Origin of the sequence: Paraburkholderia phytofirmans PsJN, from assembly GCF_000020125.1 — a bacterium.
Lineage (GTDB): Bacteria > Pseudomonadota > Gammaproteobacteria > Burkholderiales > Burkholderiaceae > Paraburkholderia > Paraburkholderia phytofirmans.
In genome coordinates this window covers 299,402-323,384 of the sequence record NC_010681.1, presented here as the reverse complement: position 1 = coordinate 323,384, position 23,983 = coordinate 299,402, and the positions used below count along the sequence as shown (strand labels likewise).

General features: G+C 60.8%; 22 protein-coding genes and 2 tRNA genes. 5 read left to right on the top strand and 19 right to left on the bottom strand.

Going from position 1 to position 23,983, the window contains the following annotated elements:
- Positions 1 to 24 precede the first annotated feature (24 nt).
- Together BPHYT_RS01420 and BPHYT_RS01415 are read right to left on the bottom strand one after the other, a co-directional pair.
- Positions 25 to 903, bottom strand: a complete 879-nt coding sequence (locus tag BPHYT_RS01420; protein WP_012431372.1) for a patatin-like phospholipase family protein — start codon at positions 901 to 903, stop codon at positions 25 to 27.
- Between the two features lie 35 nt (positions 904 to 938).
- The gene (locus BPHYT_RS01415; protein ID WP_012431371.1) at positions 939 to 1,343 is read right to left on the bottom strand and encodes a PaaI family thioesterase; all 405 of its coding nucleotides are present in this window, start codon (positions 1,341 to 1,343) and stop codon (positions 939 to 941) included.
- A 204-nt stretch (positions 1,344 to 1,547) separates the two neighbouring features.
- On the opposite strand from BPHYT_RS01415, the gene BPHYT_RS01410 reads away from it, so the two are divergent.
- Together BPHYT_RS01410 and BPHYT_RS01405 are read left to right on the top strand one after the other, a co-directional pair.
- A tRNA-Lys gene (locus BPHYT_RS01410) sits at positions 1,548 to 1,623 on the top strand.
- A gap of 306 nt (positions 1,624 to 1,929) precedes the next feature.
- Positions 1,930 to 3,126, top strand: coding sequence for a Fic family protein (locus BPHYT_RS01405; protein WP_012431370.1), 1,197 nt, complete (start codon positions 1,930 to 1,932; stop codon positions 3,124 to 3,126).
- Between the two features lie 894 nt (positions 3,127 to 4,020).
- Here the strand turns inward: BPHYT_RS01405 and BPHYT_RS36640 are convergent.
- Positions 4,021 to 4,758 (bottom strand): hypothetical protein, encoded by a 738-nt coding sequence (locus BPHYT_RS36640; RefSeq protein WP_012431368.1) that lies wholly within the window; start codon positions 4,756 to 4,758, stop codon positions 4,021 to 4,023.
- On the bottom strand, positions 4,755 to 4,901 hold the full coding sequence (locus tag BPHYT_RS38550) for a hypothetical protein (protein ID WP_012431367.1): 147 nt from the start codon (positions 4,899 to 4,901) through the stop codon (positions 4,755 to 4,757). Before BPHYT_RS38550 ends, BPHYT_RS36640 begins: the two co-directional genes overlap by 4 nt.
- 338 nt (positions 4,902 to 5,239) lie before the next feature.
- On the opposite strand from BPHYT_RS38550, the gene BPHYT_RS01395 reads away from it, so the two are divergent.
- Both BPHYT_RS01395 and BPHYT_RS01390 read left to right on the top strand, forming a co-directional pair.
- Positions 5,240 to 5,324: transfer RNA gene (locus tag BPHYT_RS01395), tRNA-Arg, on the top strand.
- Positions 5,325 to 5,608: 284 nt separating this feature from the next.
- Positions 5,609 to 5,800, top strand: a complete 192-nt coding sequence (locus BPHYT_RS01390) for a hypothetical protein (protein ID WP_012431366.1) — start codon at positions 5,609 to 5,611, stop codon at positions 5,798 to 5,800.
- Between the two features lie 383 nt (positions 5,801 to 6,183).
- On the opposite strand, the gene BPHYT_RS01385 is transcribed toward BPHYT_RS01390, so the two are convergent.
- Genes BPHYT_RS01385 through BPHYT_RS01370 form a run of 4 tightly spaced genes read right to left on the bottom strand, consistent with a single transcriptional unit; the run spans position 6,184 to position 9,731 of the window.
- Positions 6,184 to 6,996, bottom strand: coding sequence for a metal ABC transporter permease (locus BPHYT_RS01385; protein ID WP_012431365.1), 813 nt, complete (start codon positions 6,994 to 6,996; stop codon positions 6,184 to 6,186).
- 2 nt (positions 6,997 to 6,998) lie between these two features.
- Complete coding sequence (locus tag BPHYT_RS01380) at positions 6,999 to 7,919, bottom strand: metal ABC transporter permease (RefSeq protein WP_012431364.1); 921 nt, start codon at positions 7,917 to 7,919, stop codon at positions 6,999 to 7,001.
- The gene (locus BPHYT_RS01375; protein ID WP_223274387.1) at positions 7,916 to 8,719 is read right to left on the bottom strand and encodes a metal ABC transporter ATP-binding protein; all 804 of its coding nucleotides are present in this window, start codon (positions 8,717 to 8,719) and stop codon (positions 7,916 to 7,918) included. The genes BPHYT_RS01380 and BPHYT_RS01375 overlap by 4 nt, the downstream gene beginning before the upstream one ends.
- Positions 8,720 to 8,741: 22 nt before the next feature.
- Positions 8,742 to 9,731, bottom strand: a complete 990-nt coding sequence (locus tag BPHYT_RS01370; protein WP_012431362.1) for a metal ABC transporter solute-binding protein, Zn/Mn family — start codon at positions 9,729 to 9,731, stop codon at positions 8,742 to 8,744.
- Positions 9,732 to 9,832: 101 nt separating this feature from the next.
- Here BPHYT_RS01370 and BPHYT_RS01365 point away from each other — a divergent pair, with 101 nt between their 5' ends.
- Entirely contained in the window at positions 9,833 to 10,819 is a 987-nt protein-coding gene (locus tag BPHYT_RS01365) for a CobW family GTP-binding protein (protein WP_012431361.1), read from the top strand.
- Positions 10,820 to 11,946: 1,127 nt separating this feature from the next.
- Here the strand turns inward: BPHYT_RS01365 and BPHYT_RS01360 are convergent.
- The 11 genes from BPHYT_RS01360 to BPHYT_RS01310 form a co-directional block, all read right to left on the bottom strand.
- Positions 11,947 to 12,528 carry a hypothetical protein gene (locus tag BPHYT_RS01360; RefSeq protein WP_012431360.1) on the bottom strand — a complete coding sequence of 194 codons (582 nt, stop codon included), beginning with the start codon at positions 12,526 to 12,528 and terminating at the stop codon, positions 11,947 to 11,949.
- Between the two features lie 863 nt (positions 12,529 to 13,391).
- Positions 13,392 to 13,754: an acyltransferase family protein gene (locus BPHYT_RS01355; protein ID WP_039364538.1), complete on the bottom strand. Its 363-nt coding sequence runs from the start codon at positions 13,752 to 13,754 to the stop codon at positions 13,392 to 13,394.
- 7 nt (positions 13,755 to 13,761) lie between these two features.
- A complete protein-coding gene (locus tag BPHYT_RS01350; RefSeq protein ID WP_039364540.1) occupies positions 13,762 to 15,024 on the bottom strand; it encodes an MFS transporter in 1,263 nt (420 codons plus the stop codon).
- A 107-nt stretch (positions 15,025 to 15,131) separates the two neighbouring features.
- Positions 15,132 to 15,938: an endonuclease/exonuclease/phosphatase family protein gene (locus BPHYT_RS01345; protein WP_012431358.1), complete on the bottom strand. Its 807-nt coding sequence runs from the start codon at positions 15,936 to 15,938 to the stop codon at positions 15,132 to 15,134.
- Between the two features lie 17 nt (positions 15,939 to 15,955).
- Positions 15,956 to 16,519 carry a Chromate resistance protein ChrB gene (locus tag BPHYT_RS01340; RefSeq protein WP_012431357.1) on the bottom strand — a complete coding sequence of 188 codons (564 nt, stop codon included), beginning with the start codon at positions 16,517 to 16,519 and terminating at the stop codon, positions 15,956 to 15,958.
- Positions 16,516 to 16,782 carry a hypothetical protein gene (locus tag BPHYT_RS38030; protein WP_134163151.1) on the bottom strand — a complete coding sequence of 89 codons (267 nt, stop codon included), beginning with the start codon at positions 16,780 to 16,782 and terminating at the stop codon, positions 16,516 to 16,518. Before BPHYT_RS38030 ends, BPHYT_RS01340 begins: the two co-directional genes overlap by 4 nt.
- 1,496 nt (positions 16,783 to 18,278) lie before the next feature.
- Positions 18,279 to 19,409 (bottom strand): NAD(P)/FAD-dependent oxidoreductase, encoded by a 1,131-nt coding sequence (locus BPHYT_RS01330; RefSeq protein ID WP_012431356.1) that lies wholly within the window; start codon positions 19,407 to 19,409, stop codon positions 18,279 to 18,281.
- Complete coding sequence (locus tag BPHYT_RS01325) at positions 19,402 to 21,027, bottom strand: methionine--tRNA ligase (protein WP_238535613.1); 1,626 nt, start codon at positions 21,025 to 21,027, stop codon at positions 19,402 to 19,404. The genes BPHYT_RS01330 and BPHYT_RS01325 overlap by 8 nt, the downstream gene beginning before the upstream one ends.
- Positions 21,028 to 21,086: 59 nt before the next feature.
- Positions 21,087 to 22,151 carry an NAD(P)/FAD-dependent oxidoreductase gene (locus BPHYT_RS01320; protein WP_106352135.1) on the bottom strand — a complete coding sequence of 355 codons (1,065 nt, stop codon included), beginning with the start codon at positions 22,149 to 22,151 and terminating at the stop codon, positions 21,087 to 21,089.
- Positions 22,151 to 22,519, bottom strand: coding sequence for a cupin domain-containing protein (locus BPHYT_RS01315; protein ID WP_012431353.1), 369 nt, complete (start codon positions 22,517 to 22,519; stop codon positions 22,151 to 22,153). Before BPHYT_RS01315 ends, BPHYT_RS01320 begins: the two co-directional genes overlap by 1 nt.
- Positions 22,520 to 22,556: 37 nt before the next feature.
- Positions 22,557 to 23,882, bottom strand: coding sequence for a lysine N(6)-hydroxylase/L-ornithine N(5)-oxygenase family protein (locus BPHYT_RS01310; RefSeq protein WP_012431352.1), 1,326 nt, complete (start codon positions 23,880 to 23,882; stop codon positions 22,557 to 22,559).
- Between the last annotated feature and the right edge of the window lie 101 nt (positions 23,883 to 23,983).

Genomic DNA, 23,983 nt, shown 5'->3' with positions numbered 1-23,983 from the left:
ACGACGACGACGACGCCGGTCAATTCACTGCACCACTTCGTGCGCGCCGGCTTCCAGCAGATCGGGCATGCGTTCGAGGAAGGTCTCGCCATCGGCGCGGCCAAGGTTGTACGCGTGCACCATCTGCGAAGGACTCGTGTAGTCCCAGCTGGAAATCGGCACCTTGCGCGACGGCTGCACGTAGAGCCGTTGCTGCACGCCGTGGGGCACGACGAACATCTGCGGCCGCGGGTAGAGACGCGTGACCATCACCAGCACGTTGCCCGGCGCCTCGGCGTCGAGCGCGCCGACCGGCACGTTGTCGACCATCCCGCCGTCCAGTACCGGCCGGCCGTTGCGTCGCAAAACCGGCGTGAACGGCGGCGTGCTCGACGACTGCAAAATCAGATCCGCCAGATCCTCGACGCTCGCGCAGTCCTGCGCGCGCACGAATTCCGGATGAAAGCCGAGCGTCTGACCGAGCGTCGGATGCAGCGTCTTGCGCACGTATTTTTCGATGTTGTACGCGATCAGGCCCGCCGCGACCGCGCTGCGCGCGCCGAGCCAGCGCGGCAGATGGGATACGCCGACGCGGATTTCCGGCGCATCGGCGAGCGTGGAAAACTTCTCACGGTAAATGTCGAGCAGCGCCTGACGGTAGATCCGGTAATGCGGAAACACCGACTCGCCGCGCAGCAGATTGCCCCAGTAGGCGTTACGGGTGTTGTGGCGCAGCGCGTCTTCGTAATAGCGCATGACCCAGTCGGAATCGCGCGTGTAGAGCATGCACGCAGTGGCGGCGCCGGCCGAAATACCGGTGATGACGCGCGGCCGGATCCGCAACTCCGGCTGGATCACATCCCAGAAGCCCGCCTGCCACCAGCAGCGATTGCCGCCACCGGCGAATACGACCTGATCGAACATCCTGATTTTTCCTCTAATGCGGCTCTTTGGCCCGTTTAGTCGAGCAGTGCGTAGGTGGTGGTGGCGTGAACGGCCATGTTGCCGGATTCGTCGAATAACTCGACTTCGCCGAACACCAGATTGCGGCCCATGCGCAGCACGCGCGCGGTGATCAGCACGTCGCCCTTGCGTACCGCGCGCATGAAATTGATGTTGAGCGAGACCGTGGTCATCGGCTTGAAACCGCCGAGCGCGGCTGAAATGGCGACGATCATGGCCGTATCCGCCGCGGCCATGAACACCTGCCCGCAGATCACGCCGCCCGCATGACGCAGGCCGCCGGAAAACGGCAGGCGCAGCGTGGCGGCTTCCTCGTCTACCTTGACCGGCGTCAGCGTGAGCGCACGCACCCACGGCGCGAGGATGCGGTCGAGCAACTCGATAATCTCTTTGTCATCCATGGCAATCCCCGCTCGAAAGCCGCGCGAGGCTTCGTGCGGCAAGGTGTTCCGCGACATGATACCGGGACGATGCAGCCAGCGCTTTTTTCACGACAGCGTGCCCATCGAGGAATGCCTCGGGGCCGCAGATGCAAATATTTTTAAGAAATCTGCTAAAGGGACTTGGCAAGCCCGAATAATTTCTGCATAATTTCGCTTCTGTTGGGGGCGTTAGCTCAGTTGGTAGAGCAGCGGACTCTTAATCCGTAGGTCGAGTGTTCGAGTCACTCACGCCCCACCAAAGAATTCAAGGGCTTAGCGAATGCTAAGCCCTTTTTCTTTGCCCGAAATCCGGCAAAGGTTCAACAAAGGTTCAACGGCCCAAAAATACCCCTTCAAAGGGTCAACGGGTTCAACCAAACCCGCATCCTGACTCCCGCCTTTCGGACACGCACATGTCCTGCCCGCTTGCTCCTATCTGGCGCGCGAGTCAATAGCTGTCCATCCGCGTCCAGTGCCGCCTATTTAAGGCCACTTACATTAGCCCCCCCGTTAATTAAGTCAGGCGTCCATTGTTTAATTAGCATCCGACGGCGATAATCCGCCCATGACTGATGAAACGACGACACATTCCCGACTCGGTCGCTTTGTGCAGACTACCGTCGGCGGGGAGACCATACGTGCCTTCGTCCCGCCACGCCCGCCTCCCGAACCGCCCATCGATGTCATGAGCCTGCTGGACAAGCTAAGTCTTGCCGAGCGCGCGCTGGGGCGACTGGACGGCATCACAATGCTTCTCCCCCGCCAAGAGCTCTTCCTCTACATGTACGTACGTAAGGAAGCCGTTTTGTCGTCGCAGATCGAAGGTACGCAGTCCACCCTAACGGATCTTCTGCGCTTCGAGACTGAGGCGCAGGCTGGTCAACCGGTCGACGATATCCGCGAAGTCTCGAACTACGTGGACGCGATGATGTACGGTCTGGACAGGCTGCGTGATCTACCCCTGTCACTTCGCCTGATTCGCGAGATGCACGCCCGCCTGTTGCAAGGTGGTCGTGGCGGGACCAAGAGCCCAGGGGAATTCAGGAGATCACAGAACTGGATTGGCGGTACCCGCCCGGGAAATGCGCTGTACGTGCCCCCACCAGTCAACGAATTGAGCCACTGCCTGGATGCGCTCGAAAAATTTATGCACGATGAAGGCACACGTCTACCCGCACTTATCAGGGCCGGACTCCTCCATGTACAGTTCGAGACCATTCATCCGTTCCTTGATGGCAATGGCCGGATCGGTCGCCTGCTTGTTACTCTTTACCTCAACGTCCACGGGGTGTTGCGGTCCCCGCTGCTATATCTCAGCCTGTATCTCAAGACACATCGCGCGGATTACTACCGGCTCCTTCAGGAAGTTCGCGAACGCGGGGCCTGGGAACCTTGGCTCGAGTTTTTCCTCACCGGCGTTGCGGAAACGGCTAATCAGGCATTCGAAGCCGCTACACGGATCGTCAGCCTGTTCAAGGAAGATCGGGAACGCATCACGACCGAAAGCGACCGTGCGGGATCGGCGCTACGCGTTCATGATCTCCTGCAGGAAAATCCGTTCCTTACCGCAAACATTCTCGTTGATCGTACGGGGCTATCGGCCCCGACCATCAACGCTGCACTTGCCGATCTCGAGCGGCTTGGCGTTGTGGAGGAAGTGACCGGTCGGCGACGCGGGCGCGTGTTCGGTTATCGCCGGTATCTCGCCATTCTCGGCGAGGGTACTGATCCCCTCCCCGCGCCCAACGCGACCGCCGACTAGGTCGCCCTGCGGCCAAACTGGCTACACAAGCTTGGGCTTCGGTCGCTGGCGTCTGCGGCCCCTTTCGTAATAGGTCGGCGATCTTGATCAGTTCCTCGCCTTCTGCCTCCACGGCGACGATGCTCGTGGAATGACGCGTCGCCGTGACCTTCGCATACTGGAAAAGAAGCTCGAAGGCCTCGATTGCCATCAGCCCCTTTTTTCCGGGGGACACCTCAAATGGCAGCTAGCTAAGTAGGCTGTCGCCGCCGCGGGCGACGGGATCAATTGTCACGGACGGAATAACAGTTGTGCGGGCTTGATCTTGACACTGATCGCGGCCGACGGGCAGCCAGCCAGCGCGACCAGCGCCGGGCACGCCAGCAGCAGGAGTGCGCTGCGGAACCGCGGGCAGGAAGGCCGCGCGGCTGACTCCGGCAGTGACAATCGGGACATAGCGCAGAACAGGCGACAAAGGCGAGTTGGGACGCATGGCCCTTGGTGAAGCGCGCCCATGATGGTGCCCTCTGGATTGCTTTTCGTGCGGCTTCGCACTACGCATCTAGGCGTTTGCGGCACGCATCTGCGGGCAAGCTATCTGGGGTGATTGCCCGCGCCCGTGCGTCCACGCACGGGCGGCACCGGAGCAGTACACCCCGGTACGCCTTTCAGCGGCGGGTTTGTGCCACCCTGTAGTGATCGATTTTCAAAGTGCGGCTGGCGCCACAGTCGTGCTACTACGTGGCAACGTTTGTGCGACTGACGTCGGGCCAGATGTCGCACGTGTCCCAGCCCGGCCAGTTCCAGACGTTCATCATCCGGACAGCGGAGACGTTCAAACGGCTGGCCGCTGCCGAAACGGGCCGTTCTTAGTTGGCTACCCACACCTCCTGACGGCGCCTCATGCCCTTCCCTTTATTGATCTTCCGCCACCGCTCGGGTATCCGGGAAACTCGTGTAGCCGGTCAGGTAGTAACAGTTCGCCCCCGCTTTTCGCTTCCGAAAGCCTGCCCCCGAACCGGGATCGATCCGGGCCAGAAATTGTGTAGCCACCAGGAGTGCATTCGCTGCGGGAATGTTGCGTTCAGAAACGCCGGTTTTTTCAAAAATCGTCTCGAACGCGGCCTCCGAGTACAGGTGACTCCGGTCGCGGATGAACGCGTAGTAGTAGTAGAGCTTGAGCGCGTCCAGCTCGCACCGGCTGCGAAGGTGCATCTGTACCAGCGGTCGGAAACTGTCGCCACCGCCGGAAACCAGCGCTTTCCCGGGCAGCTTGGCAAATTGCCTGTGTGACGATCCAAGCAGCGCATAGTCACTCGCCCTGGCGTTTCCCAGACGTTCGATCATCCGTTTCTCGACGAGGACCGACAGCCCGTTTGAGACCAGTTTTCTTGACAGCCCCGCCATCACCTCAAAATCGTCGTAGGTGAGATGTGCAACCGTATCCTCGGCGGGAGACAGCGAAGGATCGGCTGGCACCCTAGTCACCAGGTCTTTGAGCTGATGTTTTGCCTCGGAGGCGAGGTGACAGATGACGAAATACAGCATCAGCGCCGCCGTGCCCGCCGCCCTCTCCGTGCGCCACGTAAAGCTCTTGAGCCGTTCGTCCCCGCACCAATCGACGGGCATCTTTGACCACGGTTTCACCTTCATCCCTTGCTCCCATGCGTCACCATGAGTCCAATCACCACCAGCGCAATGATGATGGCGATGATCTGCAACAGCGGCATAAGGGCGGCGGACTTGTCCGCCAGGAGTTCAATGGATTCAGCAATCGTTTTGATTAGTTCGCTCATGGGAGCCTCAACCGGAACTGGGACACACAGCGAATTTTTAACTATCCCACAAACTTCTTTCTAGATGGAGGTGCACGCAATATACATTCGATTCCTTTATAAGTAGTTGAAATTAAAAAAATAATTCATATTTTATCTAGTTTATAGGCCCACCGAGTTAGTTCACGAACGCCCAGTTTTCCTCCGTCCGGGCCCGTTCCGGGGGCGTCAGCCCCCTTCAGGGCATGGACCCTGCCTCGCGCGCCCGAATGCCATGCATTCAGACTATTGACATGGTTATGCGATTGTGATAGTGTTCCCCCAATCCTTTCGAGACTGTCACTTCGCTGTGAGTCTCCAAGGGTGTCCGAGTGGTTTATGGTGCCAGCCTGCGAAGCTGGTACAGGTGAAAGCCTGTCGTGGGTTCGAATCCCATCCCTTCCGCAAAGGGCCCTGTCAAGTGAGCATTTTGTGTTCTCCTGACAGGGCCCTTTGCGGTTTACTCCTCCCGAACCTTCCATGTACGTGTCTTGGCCAGCCCGAATACCTCGAAAGTGCCGGCCGCGCAGTCGCGTTCCAGTTTTTCGATGTGCGTGAGGCGTATTCAGCCGAAAAACCCGCGCTCCGTGAGCGGCGAACCGGTAACATGAACCCGGACCTCCCGCTTTCCCGTGACGGTCGCATTCAGCAGCGTGAGCAGACTGCCGTCCTTGCTGAGGATACTGAAAATGAGCAATGCTAAACGCAAGGCCGAGGCGAGAGCCGAAGCGCTGCGCGTGGCCGGCGAAGAGCTGGGCATCGACACAGCGAGTGCGGACGATGAAGCGCTTGATCTGCTGCTAGATTGCGGCGCGGACCACCTGCGGGACTGGAACATCCCCGTCCCCGAGAATTGGCTGGGAGGCGCGAGCGCGTCGTAACACGACAGTGCATAGAACCCGGCTCACGCGAGCCGGTTTTTTTACGCTACCCTACTTTCCTTGACGTTGTGCGCCCCGTCCTATCGTTCGGTTAGCGGCGTGGCGGTCAATGGCTTAAAAATGCCGCATGTCGCGCAATCCGTTTACGCTGGTCGACGCCGACTGGCCCTTATACCCCATAAGCGCCGCTTTGGTCAGACGGGATCGAACGACCGTAACGGGTCGACCTCGGGCTGCCGCATCAGGTAGTAAGCCGACCACTTCGAGCCGTTCGCATCGGCAATTCGAAAGATTGTCACCATTGGCACATGTTGCGTACCTTCGCGTCCCCGGATACTGGATGCGGCAACGTGAACGGCATATCCGAACAGTCGGAAACACGCCTAAAAGCGAACAACGACGCGAGCGGCCGGTCGTTGCGCCCGTGTCCATGCCCAGCCCAGTCCATATAACATCGCGCCCATCGCGCCGACGAAGAAGCCGACCGGCCAGTCCGACACATACGACAGTGCGATGGCAACCCAGACGGTCACGAGCGAAAACACGACAGAAAGGAATACCGCAGGTCCTGGACGGCTACAGCACGACCGGGCGGCACACGCCGGCCCCACCATCAGACTGAACACCAGCAGGGCACCCACTACGGGCAATGCCATGGCTGTGGCGAGCGCCAGGATAGCGAGAAACGCGAATTCGACCCACTGGCTCGATACCCCCTGCGCCTCGATCAGTTCGGCCGACACCGAGCCGAGCAGCAGCGGACGGAACAGCAACGCGACGAGCACCAGACACGCCGCGCTGATCAGTGCGACTGCCAGCAGATCGCTGTCGCTCACGCCCAGTACTTCACCGAAGAGCAGCGCATAGACCGCCTGCGAGTACTCGGTTGTCGTGCTTAAAAATAGCGCGCCGAGACCCAGCAGCATCATAAGACACAGGGCTGTCGCCACCTCATGCCGGCCGCGGCGCCCCAGCCAGGCGATGCCCACGACACCAGCAGCAGCGGCCATGACCAGGCCCACGAGTGGATTGACGCCCAGCAGGCTCGCCGCCGCCGCGCCCGGAAACGTACCGAGCGGCAACGCATGCGCTGCGAACGACGCGCCCCTGACCACCACGAAGAAGCCAACGCAGCCCGCGACCACAGCCACGATCGTCGCCACGAGCCAGGTATTGATCATGAAGCTCGCGAACATCGTCAGACCTCCGCCTGTGAGGGCGCGCCGAACCCGGTGTTCACGTCCCGGCCGCGCCCGGTGTTCCGCGTCCACCAGCCAGCGGCGACATAGAACACAAAAATGAGTGTGACCACAAAGAAGCTCACCGGCCAGCCGTGGCCCGGCGTCCAGTAGTAGCTGTCCCAAGCGAGCAGGATGCCAAGCCAGGTCACGAGCAGCCCGATCAGCGCGGACAGGAGGACCGCCCATCCCGGGCGCTTCACCATGCGCAGCGCAATCGCTGCCGGTCCGATCAGCAGCGCGGTCGACAGGATGGCACCCACCGTAATGGCGGAGAGCGAAACCGCCAGTGCCAGGGCGAGCAGATGCAGCAGGCTCACGAGCCGTACATGGACGCCCTGGACAGCAGCGAGTTCGGGATCGACTGAACTTAGCAGCAACGGGCGGTAGAGCGCTGCAATCAGGATCAGCGAACCGGCCCCGACGGCAAGCGCCGGCGCGATGATTGACGCGGGAATGGCAAACATCGAACCGAACATCACCGTGATGGCGGCACCCGTCGTGCTGTGCGAGGTGACATCGAGATACAGGAAGAGCGCAGTCAGCCCCAGCCCCGCACCGAGCACGACGCCGGTCACGAGATCGCGCTCACGCGCCCGCCGGATCCGTACCAGCTCCATACCCGTGGCCGCCAGCACCGCCATGACGAGAAAACCCAGCAGCGGATTGACGCCCAGCAGGAACGATGCCGCGCCGCCTGCGCTACTCACATCCGCGAGCGCATGCCCGGCAAAGGACTGCCCCCGCATCACCGTAAAGACACCGATCACGGCCGACACGAGCGCCGCACCGCCGCCCACTACGATCGCCGTATGCACGGGACCGCTCGTCAGGAAACCTGGCCCGACAATCGATGTGAAGAAAATGTCCGCGACCGTCATGGAATCCGCGCCACATGAACGGGATCGTGCGGGTGCTGCGCACGGCTTTTATCCGGACTGCCCGCTGCGATGACGAGCACACGGCCATGCACCCGGACGACATCGATGTGGTAGCCGTACAGCCTGCCCAGCACCTCGCTGCGCACCACCTCCTGCGTGGACCCGCTCGCCGCATGTCCGTTGGCGAGATACACGATGCGGTCCATCACCGGCAGCAGCGGGTTCATGTCGTGAGCCGACAGCAGCACGGCAATCCCCTGTTCCACGCACAACCGGTGCAGCAGCCCGACAATGCCCGCGACGCTGCGCACGTCGAGGCTGGCAAGCGGCTCGTCAAGCAGCAGCAGGCGCGGTTTGCGAATCAGCGCATGTCCGATCAGTACCCGCTGCTGCTGGCCACCGGAGAGGTCGCCCATACGCTGGTCGGCGAAGGACTGGGCCTCCACCGCCTGCAGTGTTGACTCGACTGCCTCGCGGCGCCTGCGCGAAGGCAGCGGCAGCCCGATACGTCGCCCGTCAAGGCCCAGGGCAACCAGGTCGCGGGCCCGCAGCGGCAGGTACGGGTCCAGCACGATCTGCTGCGGCACATAGCCGATGGATGCCCGACCGCCCGCTCCGTTGATGCGGATACGGCCCGCATCGGGCTTCTGGAATCCGAGGATCGTGCGCAGGAGGGTCGTCTTGCCCGATCCATTCGACCCGATCAGCCCGCAGAACTGGCCCGCCTCCATGGTAAAACCCACGCCATGCAGAACGGTATGCCCGGGGAACGAGACACTCACACCCTCGACAACCAGCACCTCACTCCCGTGACACATGCCGTTATTTCCCTGCGTGCAGCACTTCGGTCGACCCCTTGCCTGTCACAGCCCTGTCGAGGGCGTTGACCTCAGCCACCATCCACGACTGGTACGTGAAGCCCGGTGTCGGCATGGTCTCGTAGACACCCACGACCGGGATGCCATTCTTCTTCGCCAGCGCAAGGAACGACTGCGTGAGTGCATCCGTGACCTGCTGGTTATAGACGAACACCTTCACCTTGTGGTCCGTGAACAGGGCGTTCTGCTTCGTCACGTCCTGCGGCGACGGGTCGGTGCCGTTCATGATGGCCGCCTGCATGCTGTAGGGCGTCTGGATGTCGATGCCTGCCGCCTCCAGCATGTAGTCCGCAACGGGCTCCGTCACGGCAACGGGAGTACCCGCGTGATGGGCCTTGAACGCAGCAATCGCCGCAAGCCAGGGCTTGAGCGACGCATCGAACTTCTTCGCGTTGGCCTGGAAGTAGCCCGCCTGCGCTGGATCCAGCGCGGCAAGGTCCGCCGCAATCTCCTTTGCGACGGCCGGCATCGTCTTCGGGTCGTACCACAGATGCGGGTTCGGCGTGCTGTCGGACAGACCGAGCAGGTGCTGGACGTCGATCACCTTGCGTCTGGCATTCGGTGCCGCTGCGATGATCTTGTCGGCCCAGGCGTCGTATCCGACGCCGTTCTTGACCACAAGGTCAGCGGACGCGATTTCGCCTGCTACCTTCGGGTTGACCTCGAACGTATGCGGATCGGTGTTCGGATCCGTCTCGATCGCCGTCACCTGGACGTACTGGCCACCAATCTGCGAAATGACATCCGCATATTCGTTCTCGACGCCGATCGCCTTGATCACGGCCGGGGCCGCCGACGCCGTGTTGACACAGCCAAGAAGTACGGCTGCAGCGATCACCGCGTGGGAAAGGGCCGGTATCCGGGCCTTCGCCGCAGTCGCGTGCAACAGGTGACGCCGGGTCATATTCGCATCGATCTCGTGGTTTTCTTTCATCTGGTTTTCCTTTCGTCAGGGGTTATGGCCACCTAAATGAAATGATATAACATTACATATACAGAGAACACTTTTTAACTCTCACGAGTCCAGGAGCTACCATGCAAGCCCCCGCCGAACTGTCGCGTATCCCCGTCACCATCCTCACCGGTTTCCTGGGTGCCGGCAAAACCACCCTGCTCAACCGGATTCTTACCGAGCACCATGGTGGCCGGGTTGCCGTCATCGAGAACGAATTCGGCGAAGCCGGCATCGACAACGAACTGCTGGTCCAGGACGGCAACGAGCAGATCATCGAGATGAACAACGGCTGCATCTGCTGCACCGTGCGCGGCGACCTCGTGCGGATCCTCTCGACGCTTGCGGCCCGGCGGGACGCGGGTGAACTCGGCTTCGACCGTGTGATTGTGGAGACCACGGGTCTTGCCGATCCCGCACCCGTTGCCCAGACTTTCTTCGCCGACGAGGCCGTGCAGGAGCGGTACCTGCTCGACGCCATCGTCACCGTCGTTGACGCCCGCCACGGTGCCGACCAGCTCGACGAGCATCATGAAGCCCAGGAACAGGTCGGGTTCGCCGACCGTATCCTGGTCTCGAAAGCGGACCTCGCCGGCGAAGCCCAAACCCAGGCGCTGATGCAGCGGCTGCGACAGATGAACCCGCGCGCGCCCATCCGCGAGTCACACTTTGGCAAGACCGATCTCACCCAGCTGCTGGACACCCGCAGTTTCGACCTCGATGCGATCGTCGAGATCGAGCCGGACTTCCTGCAGGACGTTTCGCACACGCACGATGACGACGTGACGTCGTTCGTCTACCGCAACACCGCGCCGCTCGACCAGGAAAAACTCGAAGCCTTCTTCAGCACCATCGTGACGATCTACGGTACGTCGATGCTGCGCTACAAGGGCGTGCTGAACGTCGCGGGGGCCGACCGGCGCCTTGTCTTCCAGGGCGTCCACATGATCTTCGGCGCCGACCTGGGCACACCGTGGCGGGCGGACGAGCGCCGCGAAACGAAGATCGTTTTCATCGGCAAACAGCTCCCGGTAGAAGTCTTCAAGGCGGGGCTCGACGGTTGCGTGTAGATCGGACGGCTCGCCGGGAGACCGGTGGTCCATCGGTCATGCGGGTAGCGTGCCAGCCAACAGACCTTAAGCCCGCGCACTCCGTATCAGCGAGACGAGGCATGCGCCACAGGGGAGCGAGGTGATGATACTGATCCGCAAACCGTCAAGGGCGGCCAGCATGCGCATCCTGATATCTCGCCAGACCGGCCGCGCACCGTCCGTCGGGCAGCTTCCCAAGGCCGGGATGCCTTCGTCGGTTTCGCTCCACGTCCCGTTGGCCGTCCGAACGATGACCCGAAGTCGCTGCGCGGGTCAGGGCTCCGAAAAAGTTGTCCACCAGGTCTTATTTCGGGATGCAGTCTGAACGGATCGCTGAGCTCGGCCGTGTCGTCCAACGCTGAATAGGCCCACTATCGTTTACAGCTTTCATCATATAGATGTAAACGTAGTAGCAGTTAACAAGGCCGCCTTTATTATGTGGAAAACCGCGAATAATCGCTGTGAATCAAGGTTTTAGGAACTTTAGAACTCTGAGGATTCTTTGGGAACATCGAACATGAGCCAAGGATAAGTTTACGGGGCGCAGAACAAACGACAGGTTATGCAGATTCCGCCCACAGTTAGCCAAGGTGATGTACAGGAGTTAGCCACAACCATCTGTGGATAACCTCCACGTCCTGTCGACTGATTGCCGGCATGGTTTCCGCTGAGAAAGATGGTGTGTGGTCATCGCTACACGTTGACGTCCTGGTCGCGCCTGCCGTCATCAGTCAGACCCAAGCCACCCTTGCTGTCAACGGGGTGGCTCACGCGACGAGACGCACGGATGCCGGACCTTCCTGGCGGCGACGACGCAGGCTCGGGACGGAAGGCGTTTCACCCGGCAGGTGATGAGGACTGTGCCGATCCTGCGACATGAGCACGTCATGAGCGCAGACCGCCGTCCTGACTTCGTGCAGCCACGGCAAGGACGGATTGCCTGTAGGATGCACGTATGGAAAAGCACGACGGCGAGCTACGAGGTGGGGAGTGGACTTACCGAGCTGAAACAAATTAATCAAAAGTCCGCGCTTCGAAAGACACGCGATCGTGCGGATTCTATGGGGCAGCGCTTGCGCTGCCCCGTTTCGCACATCGTGAGATTTTCAGCGAGCCGTGACCGGAGTGAAAATGACTGACACGTCCAGATCCCGGTGCGCGCCGTTCGCATCATTTACCTGGTGCAGAATCTGTAGCGGCTGACCAACGCGGTCCAGCACGCTAGAGCCGTCAGAATCACTCGCCCATGACGCCTCGGAGATATTCCCGCACTTGCCCGAGTTGAAGTCGTGATACCCGAGGAGCTTGCTTGCGGCAACGTCCTGCTCGAACCCGACCTGACCGTTCTTCGAGTACAGCAACGGTGTGATCTTCACCACAACTCCGTCGTGGATGTCGCGAGGTGCGGGGTTCAGCGTGCAGGGGCCATCATACTTCATCGATTTATGGACACCGGATAGATTACTGAATGTCGCCGTTTGCCGAATATCTACATCCTTTTCCTGCGTGAACGACCCGTAGAACGAAGACGTAACCTTGACGGTCACGTGAACCTGCTGGTCGGTCGATTCAGCAGGATTCGACGACTGCTGCGCAAAGGCTGCGACGGGAGGAAGCGCGGCAAGAGCTACTGCCGAAAACAGAAATTTCACAAGCACCTCACTATCTGGGTTTTCGATGAACTGCATACCGGTTTACGACAGTATTACTTCCAGATTTAGGCATATTCGGTAAAAAATGGCGCGTGGGTTATTAAAAATATATACGTAACGCATATCGAAATGATGATAACCAGCGAGAATACCGTCGAGAATTTTTGTGTGTAGGGAAAAGGAAATGCGCAAAGATTTCCCAAAGGTGAACCTGCTTTGCCGACCAGACACCAAGATTCATTTACTTTGGGAACTTCCAAAAGGACAGAAAATGACGGCTCGGAAATTCGAGTGGATGGCATCGGCGCAAAATCACTGTCCTTGCCATGATTAAATGCTATGCCGTCTTTGTCGACCGAGCGTAGCTATCAATGTTCCGTCGGACTGCTGCGTGTGCTTTCCGCGGCACCATCGCTGCGTGAGTTGATAATCCGCCCCGCAAGTGCGCCCGCACTCATAGCAGACGCCAACAGGGACTGGCATGTGGGACGCTACTGCCGTCCCATCGCAGTAACACCTATCGACAATTTTCATATGCTAATGCCGCCCGAAACCCGGCTTCGCAATATCGTCACGATGTTTGTTTATGGGCGATCCTTCCTGCTGCGGCACGAGCCAGACGCGACCGCGGCATGCTGACCGGTGCGAAAGCATGTTGGCACGTCTTCTCAATCAGGAGAGAGGCGTGTGTTTTGTTCGCTCTCGCCAGCAACTCCACTTCCTGCTTGCGCTGAAATAACTGGGCACCGGCACTTCGGCGAAGCAGCGCGTGGACGACCTGGATTATGAGCGTGCCGCAGCTTTGTGACCATATTCGGCAAGGCACCTGGGACCTCGCCGGGTCGCTACATGGCGGACAGACGCATGTGGGGCCCGTGACTGAAACTAACAACCTCTCACTAGCGCACATATCCGGCGGACGAATGTAGAACGCCGCGCCTGAACAACCTGTTGAGGGGCTCGGAGAAATATCGGAAGACGATTTGGGCGACAAGTGCGGCGGCGGCCAGATAAAACACCAGCCAGAGCGGCTTCGCATACAGCCCGACGTACTGGCGCGTTACGTATTCATGCAAGATGCCGAGCACGACAATGTGGAGCAGTTGAAGCTCATAGCTGCGCTGTCCGAACCAGCGGATTCGAAAGGCCGACGGCTTCGCGTTCGACTTCCAAATTACCTGTGCTCGGCGATATGTATCGATCAGGCTCGGGTCTTTGCCGCAAAAATCGAAATTCCCGATGCACCCTACCGTCGAAGACACAATGCCGTCATGCCCGTCTTTCCAGGCGGGCGAGCGCGATGGTTCCGGCGATCATCAGCACAGCCGCCAGCGCGAAGCCAAGCATTGGGGTGGCGGCTGTCCATACCGTGCCGACGATCGCGCTTGAAACGAATTTTGTCGTACCGTTCACGGTGCCGAGCGCACCATAGCTGATGGCGAGCGTATCGGGCTGGACCATTTCCGCAGTGACCGTCGATTCCAGCGCTTCCTGCACGGCGACATACAGCCCGGCGACCAGAAAAATACCTGCCAGCAAAGGCACGCTGTCGATGTGCCACCAGAACGCGAGCGCCATCAGCGCTGCCGTGAGCGCGCCCAGCACGTACCCCGCAACCAGCACGGGGAGATGGCCGGTCCGGTCGGCTGCCACGCCCACCGGATACGAGACCGCAACCTGAACGACATTGCGCCACACGTAAAGCAGGCCCGCCACCTGTGCGGCCTCGATCGTGCCGAGTCTCGGTGTGAGCAGGGTCGTCGCGGCCAGAATCAGCAGGCTGTGGGAGAAATCGCCGATGCCGAAAATGCCAACGGCCCCGAGATAGCGCCTGAACCGCCGTGGCAAGGTGCGCAGCGAGCTGAAAAATCTGAGCGCCGGATTCGACGAACGCTCTGGGTCCCTGACCAGTGTCAGAAACGCCAGCACGGCCAGCACGCCTGGAATCACCGAGGCCCACAGGGCCAGACGGAACGGGCCTGTGGCGCCGAGCCAGGGCAATGCCTTTGCCCAGCCCAGCAACGCGACGCCGAGCAACGGGCCGAGCACGGCACCGATCGTATCGGCCGCCCGGTGAAAGCCGAACGCCCGGCCGCGCGTTGCCGGCGACACGGCCTGAATCACGATCGCATCGCGCAGCGGGCCGCGCAGTCCCTTGCCAAACCACGACACGATGCGTCCAAGCAGCAGCAAGGGCCAGCCCGCCGCCAGCGCGATCAGCACCTGTCCGACCGGTGTCAGGCCATAGCCGAGCAAAACCAGCAGCTTGCGATGCCCCAGCCGGTCGGCGATGTAGCCCGAGACCATCTTCGTGAATGCGGCCACGGCATCGGCAATGCCTTCGATGATGCCCAGCATGGCGGCTGGAACGCCGAGTACGGCCAGAAAGCCGGGCAGGATAACAGTCGTTGTCTCATAGCAGAAATCGCCAAGCGCACTCGTAATCCCCGCGCCCGCCACGGTGCGGTTAAGCCAATTTTTTGGCGACTCGGCGGGTACTGCAGTCGCAGCGACTTCGTTGTTTTCACTCATGTCGTGATCCCTTCTCTTCGCCTGTTCGCTACCGACACGTGGAGTCAGCGGCATCAGATACGGTAGGTGGCGATCCTGGCGGTCGTGGCCCTCGTGCCTGCCCATGACTACAACTCGAATGTCGCGAGCACGGGGTAATGGTCGGAGGCCGTGTCGGTGATGCTGTTGCGGATGACCTGATAACTGCGGGCCTTCGCGGCGAGCCCGCTGGACGCCAGCAGGTAGTCGCAGCGCATGGTGGCGAACTCGGCATCGCGGTAGGCCGCTGTGGGAACCGTCGGGACACCGGCCGCGTCCAGTTCCTGGCCGAGGTCGACCCAGCCGGCCGCTTCCAGATGCGCGAGCACGCTGCGGTCGATGCCCTGCAGGTCGTCGGCCACATAGCGGGCACGGTGGTGCGGCGCAAGTGCGGCCCAGTCCTCCGGCTCGGAGTCATGCGGCGAAGCGGAATTGAAGTCACCCGTGACGAGCGTCAGTCGCTCGGGGGCAGCATGGACAGCCAGATAGGCGGCTTCCCGGCGGCGAATCTCCGGCCCGTTCGGGCACAGATGGGCGCTGATGAAGGTGACGGGCAGTTCGCTGCCGGGGACCGCGACCCGCAGTGTCGCGAGCGTGTGATGGAAGTTTGCACCGTCGGCCTCGAAGCCCAACGGGCGCAGCGGCTCGCGAATGAAGATGGCGATGTTCTGGCCAGTGCGCGGTGCAACAGCCAGAAAGCCGCGCATGGCAATCTGCTGTTCGAGCGCGTGGAGCCACGCACCGCCGTTCGCATCGAAGCCCTTTGCTTCCTGCATCAGGAAGACGTCGGGCCGAAGATCGTTGATCAGCCCGACCTGAGCCTGCGCGCGGCGATCATCGCCGCCGTCGCGGCCGGCGAACAGGGTGTTGTAGGTAAGAACGGTCAATGTGGTCATGGCGAGCCTGCTGTTTGTTATTGCGGTCGGGGTGGCGTGAGGTGGTTTTCGTCGTGTGCCTCGAAAACACGCTGGGCATAGGTGTCGAGCAACGCTTCGCATTCCTTCAGCCGTGTGGCGGCTTCGGCAGCCAGGGGCGCGCCGTAGAAGTCGAGCTTCACGATCTTCTCCAGCCACGACTCGAGCTTCCTGAAATCGACGTCGTTTTCCTCAAGCTCCGCATAGGTGAAGTGGCTGTCTGCAGTCTCTTTCGCAATCTCCGCCTCGAAATCCCTGCACTTGTCGAGGAATTCGACGTACTCCTCGTTGCGATCCGCCTTGAAGCGGCCGACGACCTTTTCCTCCTGCCCCCGATCGAGGGCGACGGTCTCGAGCAGGACAGACTCGCCCGACATCCCGTCGATCTCGTTTTCGATGATCTTGAGGCGGCGGATATGGTCGTCCGTCCTGGGCAGCAGGCAGACGCCGCTTTGCAGATAGACCGCACCCATGCCCTTGAGCTTGCGCCAGAGCGCAACGCGTTTCCTGGCGGGTTCGGCGGGCACCTTGTAGGTCAGGAGTAACCAGTTCTGAGTGTTCATGCCGACGATTCTAAAGTAACCATCGTTACATTACAATAGAACGGGCAGAACGGTAACTTATCTCGAAAATTTTTGTGACATGACAATTTCCCCGGTTGTTCAGGACCATCAAAGGATGGACCATGGCGGAGAGCCGCCGTGGCAGCACGAATTACCGGAATTTGCAGCCTCCATGGCCAGCTGGTGGAACTGCTCAGCAGAAAAAAATATTTCACTTTTTTTGTTACTACGGTTACAAGCATATCCACAATGGAGTGGATCATTGCCATGCTCCGAAGCCCCTCCACGTCCATCCGGGCGGGAGGGCGGCGCCTCCTGAAATCGGCGGGAGGTCGGCATCTTCCCCACGGGGCCTTCCTGTTCTCCCATAGGCGCGGCCGGCCGTATGGCCCTGGCTATAGCCTCTGCCCGAGCGTCCAGCATCGGACGTGAAGTGGCGGCTGAGCCGCTTCGCAGAGGGCGCCACAGCAGCGGATGTCCACGGGGAGACCCTTGTGGACCAGTTCCAGCATGGGCAGGAAACGGAATATCGGGAGTTTCTGCACCTCGCAACGCGGTTGCAGAAAGACATCGAGCAATGGAAACAACAACCCGCAAGAACCTCGGCGCACCGGAGACGCCTGGAAGCGTGCGGAAGTACGCTCGCTGGCTGACTGGCTGATCGCTATTCGTCAGGTTGACTTTTTTCGATGCGCCTTCGGGCGTCATGGCAACGGCCAGCCTGGACGCATCCAACGCCGGAAATCGCCGCATGGGTGTCGAGTCTGCGCCAAGCATTCGGTGACGCGATCATCGACAAGGCTATCCAACGGGGCAAGGCTGGAGAACCCGCCTTCTTCGCCCGGGAAAACCGCCGTCAGGTCGGCACGCCGATTCCCGCGCCAACGAATTCGTGGATGATTGATCGCGCCATTCTTGATCGCCACTTCCGCCACGGATGTAATGGATCCTGTGTCGGCACCGGGCAGCGTTGCCCGACGCGGTAAGATGGCCGGCGTCTGAAGGAGAATGCCTTGTACCGCTGCGTTGCCCTGCTGCTTCTACTGTCAGCTGCGTTTCCTGCCCTGTTCAGCTCGGCGGCTGTACATACGAGTCGCTATGTCGAAGTGGAATCCTCCTGAAGTCCGACTGAAGCCTCGTCCGGCTGGCATGGTCAAGCGGCATGCTCACCGTCCGTCGTCCGCTTGGGCGGCCGTTCGCACGCACCAGCGCCTGGCTGAAATGGCGTCGATGCCTGCGGGAAGTACCGCAGGCACGTCTGGGCGGCAGCCGGCCATCCGGACGCCAGCTATCCCGCCGAAGGCCGGTCCGGACGGACAACCATTTGCGGTCTGAGGTAGCGGAAGCCACTGCAACGGGCGAGGAAATTATCTATATGCGGTGATATTACCGAGCGCCAAACACTTGATTTCAATGACGGATTCTTTAGTAACGTTTTGTGCTGAGAATACCGTCCTAGCCATCAGACGAATGACCAGAAGTGAGCGGGGACTTCGACGGAAAATACCCCACTATCGTAGTCCTCGGAAAACTCATGACCACACGCTGCTCCGCCAACGCTCCAAGTTGCGAACACCTTCATTGGTAGATGCAAATGGCTCGGATCAACCCGCAACGGACCTCCAGATACCGCCTAGCGGACATTCCGCACGATGATCCACAGCGATCTCTCCCGCGGTCGCTGCGTTCCGAGGAAACGCAATCTGTCGCGCGAAGTTAGCTGATTCGATAGTCACAACCTCAACGGCACCGGCCAGCGTTAGTCGAGAAATCGGCTAACTTCAAACTGATCGAGATCAGCATGCATTTTTCCTCCGGCGATCAATGCAGCGATTTCCTGTCCAAATACCGGCGCGAATTTGAATCCGTGTCCCGACAAACCCGCGGCAACAATCAGCCCATCGACGCGCGGATCAACTCCCACGATCGGGTTCCCATCCGGGGTATCGTCAAAAAATGACACCCTGCTGCCAACCGGCGACGCATCCGAAAGCCGGGAAAATCGCTGCGCGGCGCGTTCGCAATATCGCCGGCTCACATCGCCACCCATCTGGGGGCGATGCGCGTCAGGATCGACCGGTCCACTGTCGTCCGGAGCGAGGGAGCCGATCATATAAATGCCAGGGCTATCCGGCCGCAGGTAGAAACCGTGTTTCCTTTCGCTATACCCAGGCAGTTGCGCTTCTTCCGCCTGCGCCTCGATCCTGCAGATGGCCACGCCTTGTCTCGATGCGGTAATGGGCAGATCGGCGCCGCAAGTCGCAGCGAGAGACGCCGCCCAGGGGCCTGCAGCATTGACCAGGACGGCGGCGTCGATCCGGCCGCGATCGGTTTCCACGCCGGTTACCCGCCCATTGAGCGTGTGAATCCGGCACGCGGTGCGGTGCTCGTCGATGACCGCGCCGAACCGCTGCGCGCCCTGCGCGAAAGATTGCGCTGTTGCGCGTGCGTCGCAGTAGCCCGCATCCTGCTCGTATACGGCGCCAGCGAGACCGTCGACCTGGAGGTCGGCGATTAAAGCTCGCATCTGCGTCGGTGAGTAGAGCGCCACGCCGATACCGTCCGATTGCTGCTGATGCACCTGCACACAGGTACGTCCCCACTCGGCTTGTGTCACGCCTGTCAGAAAACCAGTACGCTGGTAGCCGCACTCGCCGTCGAACATCTCGGCCCATTGCCGGTAAATCCGCAAGCCACGCGCCGCGAGTCGAGCCAGCGCGGGGTTCGGATAGTACTGACGGACAATGCCTGGAGAATCGCCGGACGAGCCGGATGCGATTGTCCCGCGCTCCAGCAACCTTACCGTCAAACCGGCCCGCGCGAGATGCCACGCGACGCTGCTTCCGGTCGAGCCGCCACCTATCACCACGACGTCGGCTGTCTCACGCATGGCTTGCCACTCCGGCGAGCGAAAGGCCGGCCGGCAAGCATGGACTGAGCGATTCCAGCGACAGCGGTGAGAACCATGCGCGGCAGTTGCCTTGCATATGCGGTGTCGACACGCAACGCACCTCGCGCCGCAACGGCATTCCTTCATGTCCAAGCGCGCGCCACAGTTCGGAAGACAGACGGGGCATGATCGGTGCGGCAAAGTACGCGAGGCCTTTGAGCCAACCGTACGCCTCCTCTGGATTCCCAAGATCGACCTGTGGCAGGCCATCCCATGCAAGCAGCACGGCACATGCAGCGCGCGCGGAGACGGCATCGAGCCGGAACGCGTGATCCAACGCACTTGACGACGCCTCGAATCGCCCAGCCATTGAAGCCGACATGGACCACTCGCGCTGGGGACTTCGCGCCAGCGTCTCCCACGCAGCGTCGATCCGCGCTTGCATCGTGCCTGCCAGGTCGTCGTTGACGAAGCGGATAAAGTCGCCCACGTCGAAGTTGCTCGTCTGCTCCTCCGGACTTTCGCGAGCCAGAAAGCAACGTACTGCATCGCTCGACGCAGGCGTCATGTCGACGATATCGGCAGCCCAAACCACATGCAGCCTGCTAGTCGAAAACTTGGAACCCTGAAGGTTATAGAAGTAGTTCGTCAACACGTGATCGAACGGCTGACGCTCCGGCAATGCATTCATTACCGCCACCGAGCCCGCCAGCAGCAGGACGGCATTGTCGATGCCAAAGCTGACCAACGTCGTCACATCGCTGCCGCGGGCCATCGGATGAGCGTCACCGCCCTCCATCTGAGCGTAGCGCTCGCCGCACGTCAAGCCGTACTCCCACCCCGCCTCGAACAGGACTCGGGGATTGCCCCACCGGTCCGCTGGCCAGGCGACGCCCCAATCACCAGGCGCGGTCAGCCTGACCAGGCCACGCTCGCGCGCTAAAAACCGCAGCACCACTGCGATGAACTTCTCGGGCGCACCGGCGCATTGCAGCCGTCGTAGGAGTTCCGCTTCATCCGGCACGCGCAGGAAGATGTTTTCCGTCTCACGCCATTCCAGATCAGCATCGCCCATCCGCGGTCCGGGATTGAGCATCGACTCAGGGCGAAAGTGGGCACCGCAGGCCTCGCAAAAATAACCGGCCGCCGGGGCTTCGCACTGCGGGCATTGGCCTGTCAGCCATGCGCCCACGAGGTACCGGCCGGTCGCGCGGCTGTACAGCACCTTCTCGACGATGGTATCGGTATGACCGCTCGCCACAAGCATCTCGACAGCGCGCCGTGCGGTATTGGCGTGGCTAGGTGCATGCGACCCTTGCACCAGATCGAGAAAATCGTCGACTTCGATGTCGAGCGCCGCCAGATCGCGGGCAATCTGCGCGTGATAGTCACGACAGACTTCCTCCGGCGGGCGGGTCTCCTGTAGTCCCTTCCAGAGCACGTACGAGTCGAAGCCATCAACGGCGGACACGACGCGCACATGATGACCTTGACTGCGAAGATAGCGGCACAACATGTCCATCCGCAGATAAGGCCCGGCGATATGGCCGAGGTGCAGCCGGCCGTTCGGTGTCGGCGGTATGGGCATCAGAAAGAACTTCCGCGCTGAAGAGATCACAGTAGCGTCCATGTGTACATAGATTTGACAGAAAGCAGGAAGAGCGCGAGGGAATTGCCTCAGGCTTCGATCAGGCGCAACGCTTCCTCCGCGATCCCCGGCGCTAACCGGAAGCCGGCACCGCTGCCAGCGCCAGCAAAGACCGCCGGGAGGCAGGGGTCGAGCGAGACCAGCGGTTCCCCTGTCGACGTGTAGGCATCGCAAAACACCCGGCCACCGCAGCAGACATCGGCCAAATCCGGCAGATATCGACGCAAGACGGCCTCGGCTACGTTACGGTCGCGGTCGCTAATTTCGAGAGCGTGCTTACGAGGCCGGCAATCCCATTCGTCGCTGCGAAAACTAAACAACCATTGATTGCGCGCGGGCAACGGCATCAGATAGGCGTCGTCTTGTGGAAAGAACACAGCTGCAGCGTCAGGCTGCGGCGCGCGATCGACGTGCAAGGCGACGACTTTCTTGATCCGCACGTCGTGCGCGTCGGCGAATGCTTCGAAAGGCTGCTCGATGATCCAGGGCCCGACGGCAACCACGGAACGCGCGGCGTGGAGCGCACGACCGTCCGCCAGACATAGCTCCGTACCTCCTGCGGACGGCTGCATCTTTGTCACGGCAGCGCCTTCTACACAGCTTACGTTCGCCGAACGCAGACTCGCGCTGATCAGCGACCTGGCGATGAGCCCTGGATCGTGACTGATCGCCGTGCCACCGCGCAGCACAGTCTGCACGGCGTCGAGACGCACCGAAAGACCGAGCCGGCTTTCCAGTTCGGCCTGTGGGATCGAACCGCCACCTATCGAGAAGTCGACCGCAACCGTGCGCACCTCGTCACTGGATTGCGCGTCGGTAACCCAGAACACGTCCGCCCGAGTTGTGTTCAAACCCAACGGCGCCTGCACACTGCCGTAAAGGTCAGCGCTGATTGCCGCCAGCTTGCGCTCACGCGCTGAACGCCCCGTGGCGAGCAGCACGCCAGCCGAATGCGCGGTAGCTCCATCGCCTACCCTGTAGCGATCGACGAGTACGATGCGCCATCCTGGATGCCGTAGAGTCGCCAGATACAAGGTCCACGCGCCGACTATGCCGCCGCCGACGATCGCCAGGTCGTATCGGTCATTCATCATCACTCCCACCACACGGAGAAAATCTGCGCTTCGACATCGCCGCTATTTCTCGCGAAGTGGGGGTTCCACGATTCGAAAAATACCGCCTGCCCGGCACCCACGTGATGCCAGGCGTCGCCGTAAAAGACGTCGACGGTGCCCGCGGAGATGAACCAGATCTCACGGACAGCATGCTTGTCTTCCAGCGTCCCGCAACCGGGCCGTATCGTGAACCGCGAAGTGCGCAACGGCGCCCCGGCCATCGCGTCGACGAAGCTGTGCATGAACAGCTTCACGCCTTCAATATTCACGGCTTCCTGCCATTCCGGTATGACGGGAAAAGGTGCCACCACCGCGTCCGCCGATGCGACTTCCAAATGATTTTCCATAGCCATCCTTAAACAAATTCGCAGCTGACCGGGCAAGTTACGAAGCCATTCGCAGGCTGGGGCTGGCTCCTTGGCTGGAATGGCTTCGCGCATCCCAGCTCACGAAGGGCGCCGGCACTTCCACGTCGTACACGGCGCGATGGGCGACACTATTGATGATCCGCGCGCAGCGCCACGGAATCAGGCCGAGATTGGGATCGGCGATACCGCGCTGGCTGCGCGCGGCGTTTTGAACGTAAATCCGGCAATCTTGCGGGCCGTCCCATCTGATCGAGTAATCCTCGTCCACGACGAACTCGCCCTCATTCGTATCGATCCGCCCGGCGATAGGATCGAGGAAAGCCGGCATACGGTAGTCGTAACCGGTGCACAGTACGACGACGTCGGCATCGAGCGCTTCGCGAATGCCCGAATGTGCATGCTTTAATTCGAGCGCCCAACCGCCCTTGTTGCGGGTGACGTCAACCAGTTCGCGGCCGGGTTGAAGATGGAGGTCGCAAGGATGCCCAAGCACATTGCGCAATTCATACACGCGCCGATAAATCGATTCGAGCAGCGAAGGTGAAATGCCGTCGCTCGCCAGCTTCTGCTCGGCGAGCAATTGGCGCCGCTGTGTTTCGGACAGACCGTAGAAATAGTCGCTGTATTCAGGTGTATAGAGTTCGTTGGTAAAGCTCGACTCGTCGAGCGGAAAGAAATTCCAGCGGCGCGATACCCAGGCCACGCTTGCCGGCATGGCATCCGTATTGGAAATGAGATGCTGGAAAACCTCCGCGCCCGTCTGGCCCCCGCCCACCACGACCACGCGCTTGCTCTGAACCGGATTGTTATTGAGCAGATATTGCGACGCATGTAGCAACGTCGTGCCGAGCCACGGCTTGGCGCATGCCGGCACACTCGGCTGCTGGCCCGTACCGAGCACGACGTTGCGGGTGGCTTGGGTTCCACCCGAGCCCTTCACGACCAGGAGGCCGCCTTCGATGTCGACCGACTCGATGTCACTGTCGAATTGCAGGTCCGGAATCTGTTCACAAGCCCAACGATAATACTGGTTGAATTCGCGCCGCAGTACCTGCGGGAAATTCGCGTTCATGAAGCACAGCAGGCGCTTATGCTTGACCAGAAACGACAGGAACGAGAGCTCGTTAGTCGGATCGACGAGGCTCACCAGATCCTTCAGATAAGGCACCTGTAGCGCTGCCTGCGGGAGCATCAGGCCTGAATGCCACTGGAACTCGCTACGCTTGTCGAAGAATCGGCCTTTGATCTGCTGATGCGGGCGTAACAAAGCCGCGAGGCTCAAATTCGCCGGCCCTATGCCGATTCCTACCAGATCCATTACCGCATCTGACGTAAGGTGCATGGTTTAAATCCTTTTGATTGGCGGAAACAGAGCTTCGAAAAGGCGCAGAGACGCCATGTGCGGCGCGAACGCTGCGCATGCCAGCTTGCTGTGGGTACAAG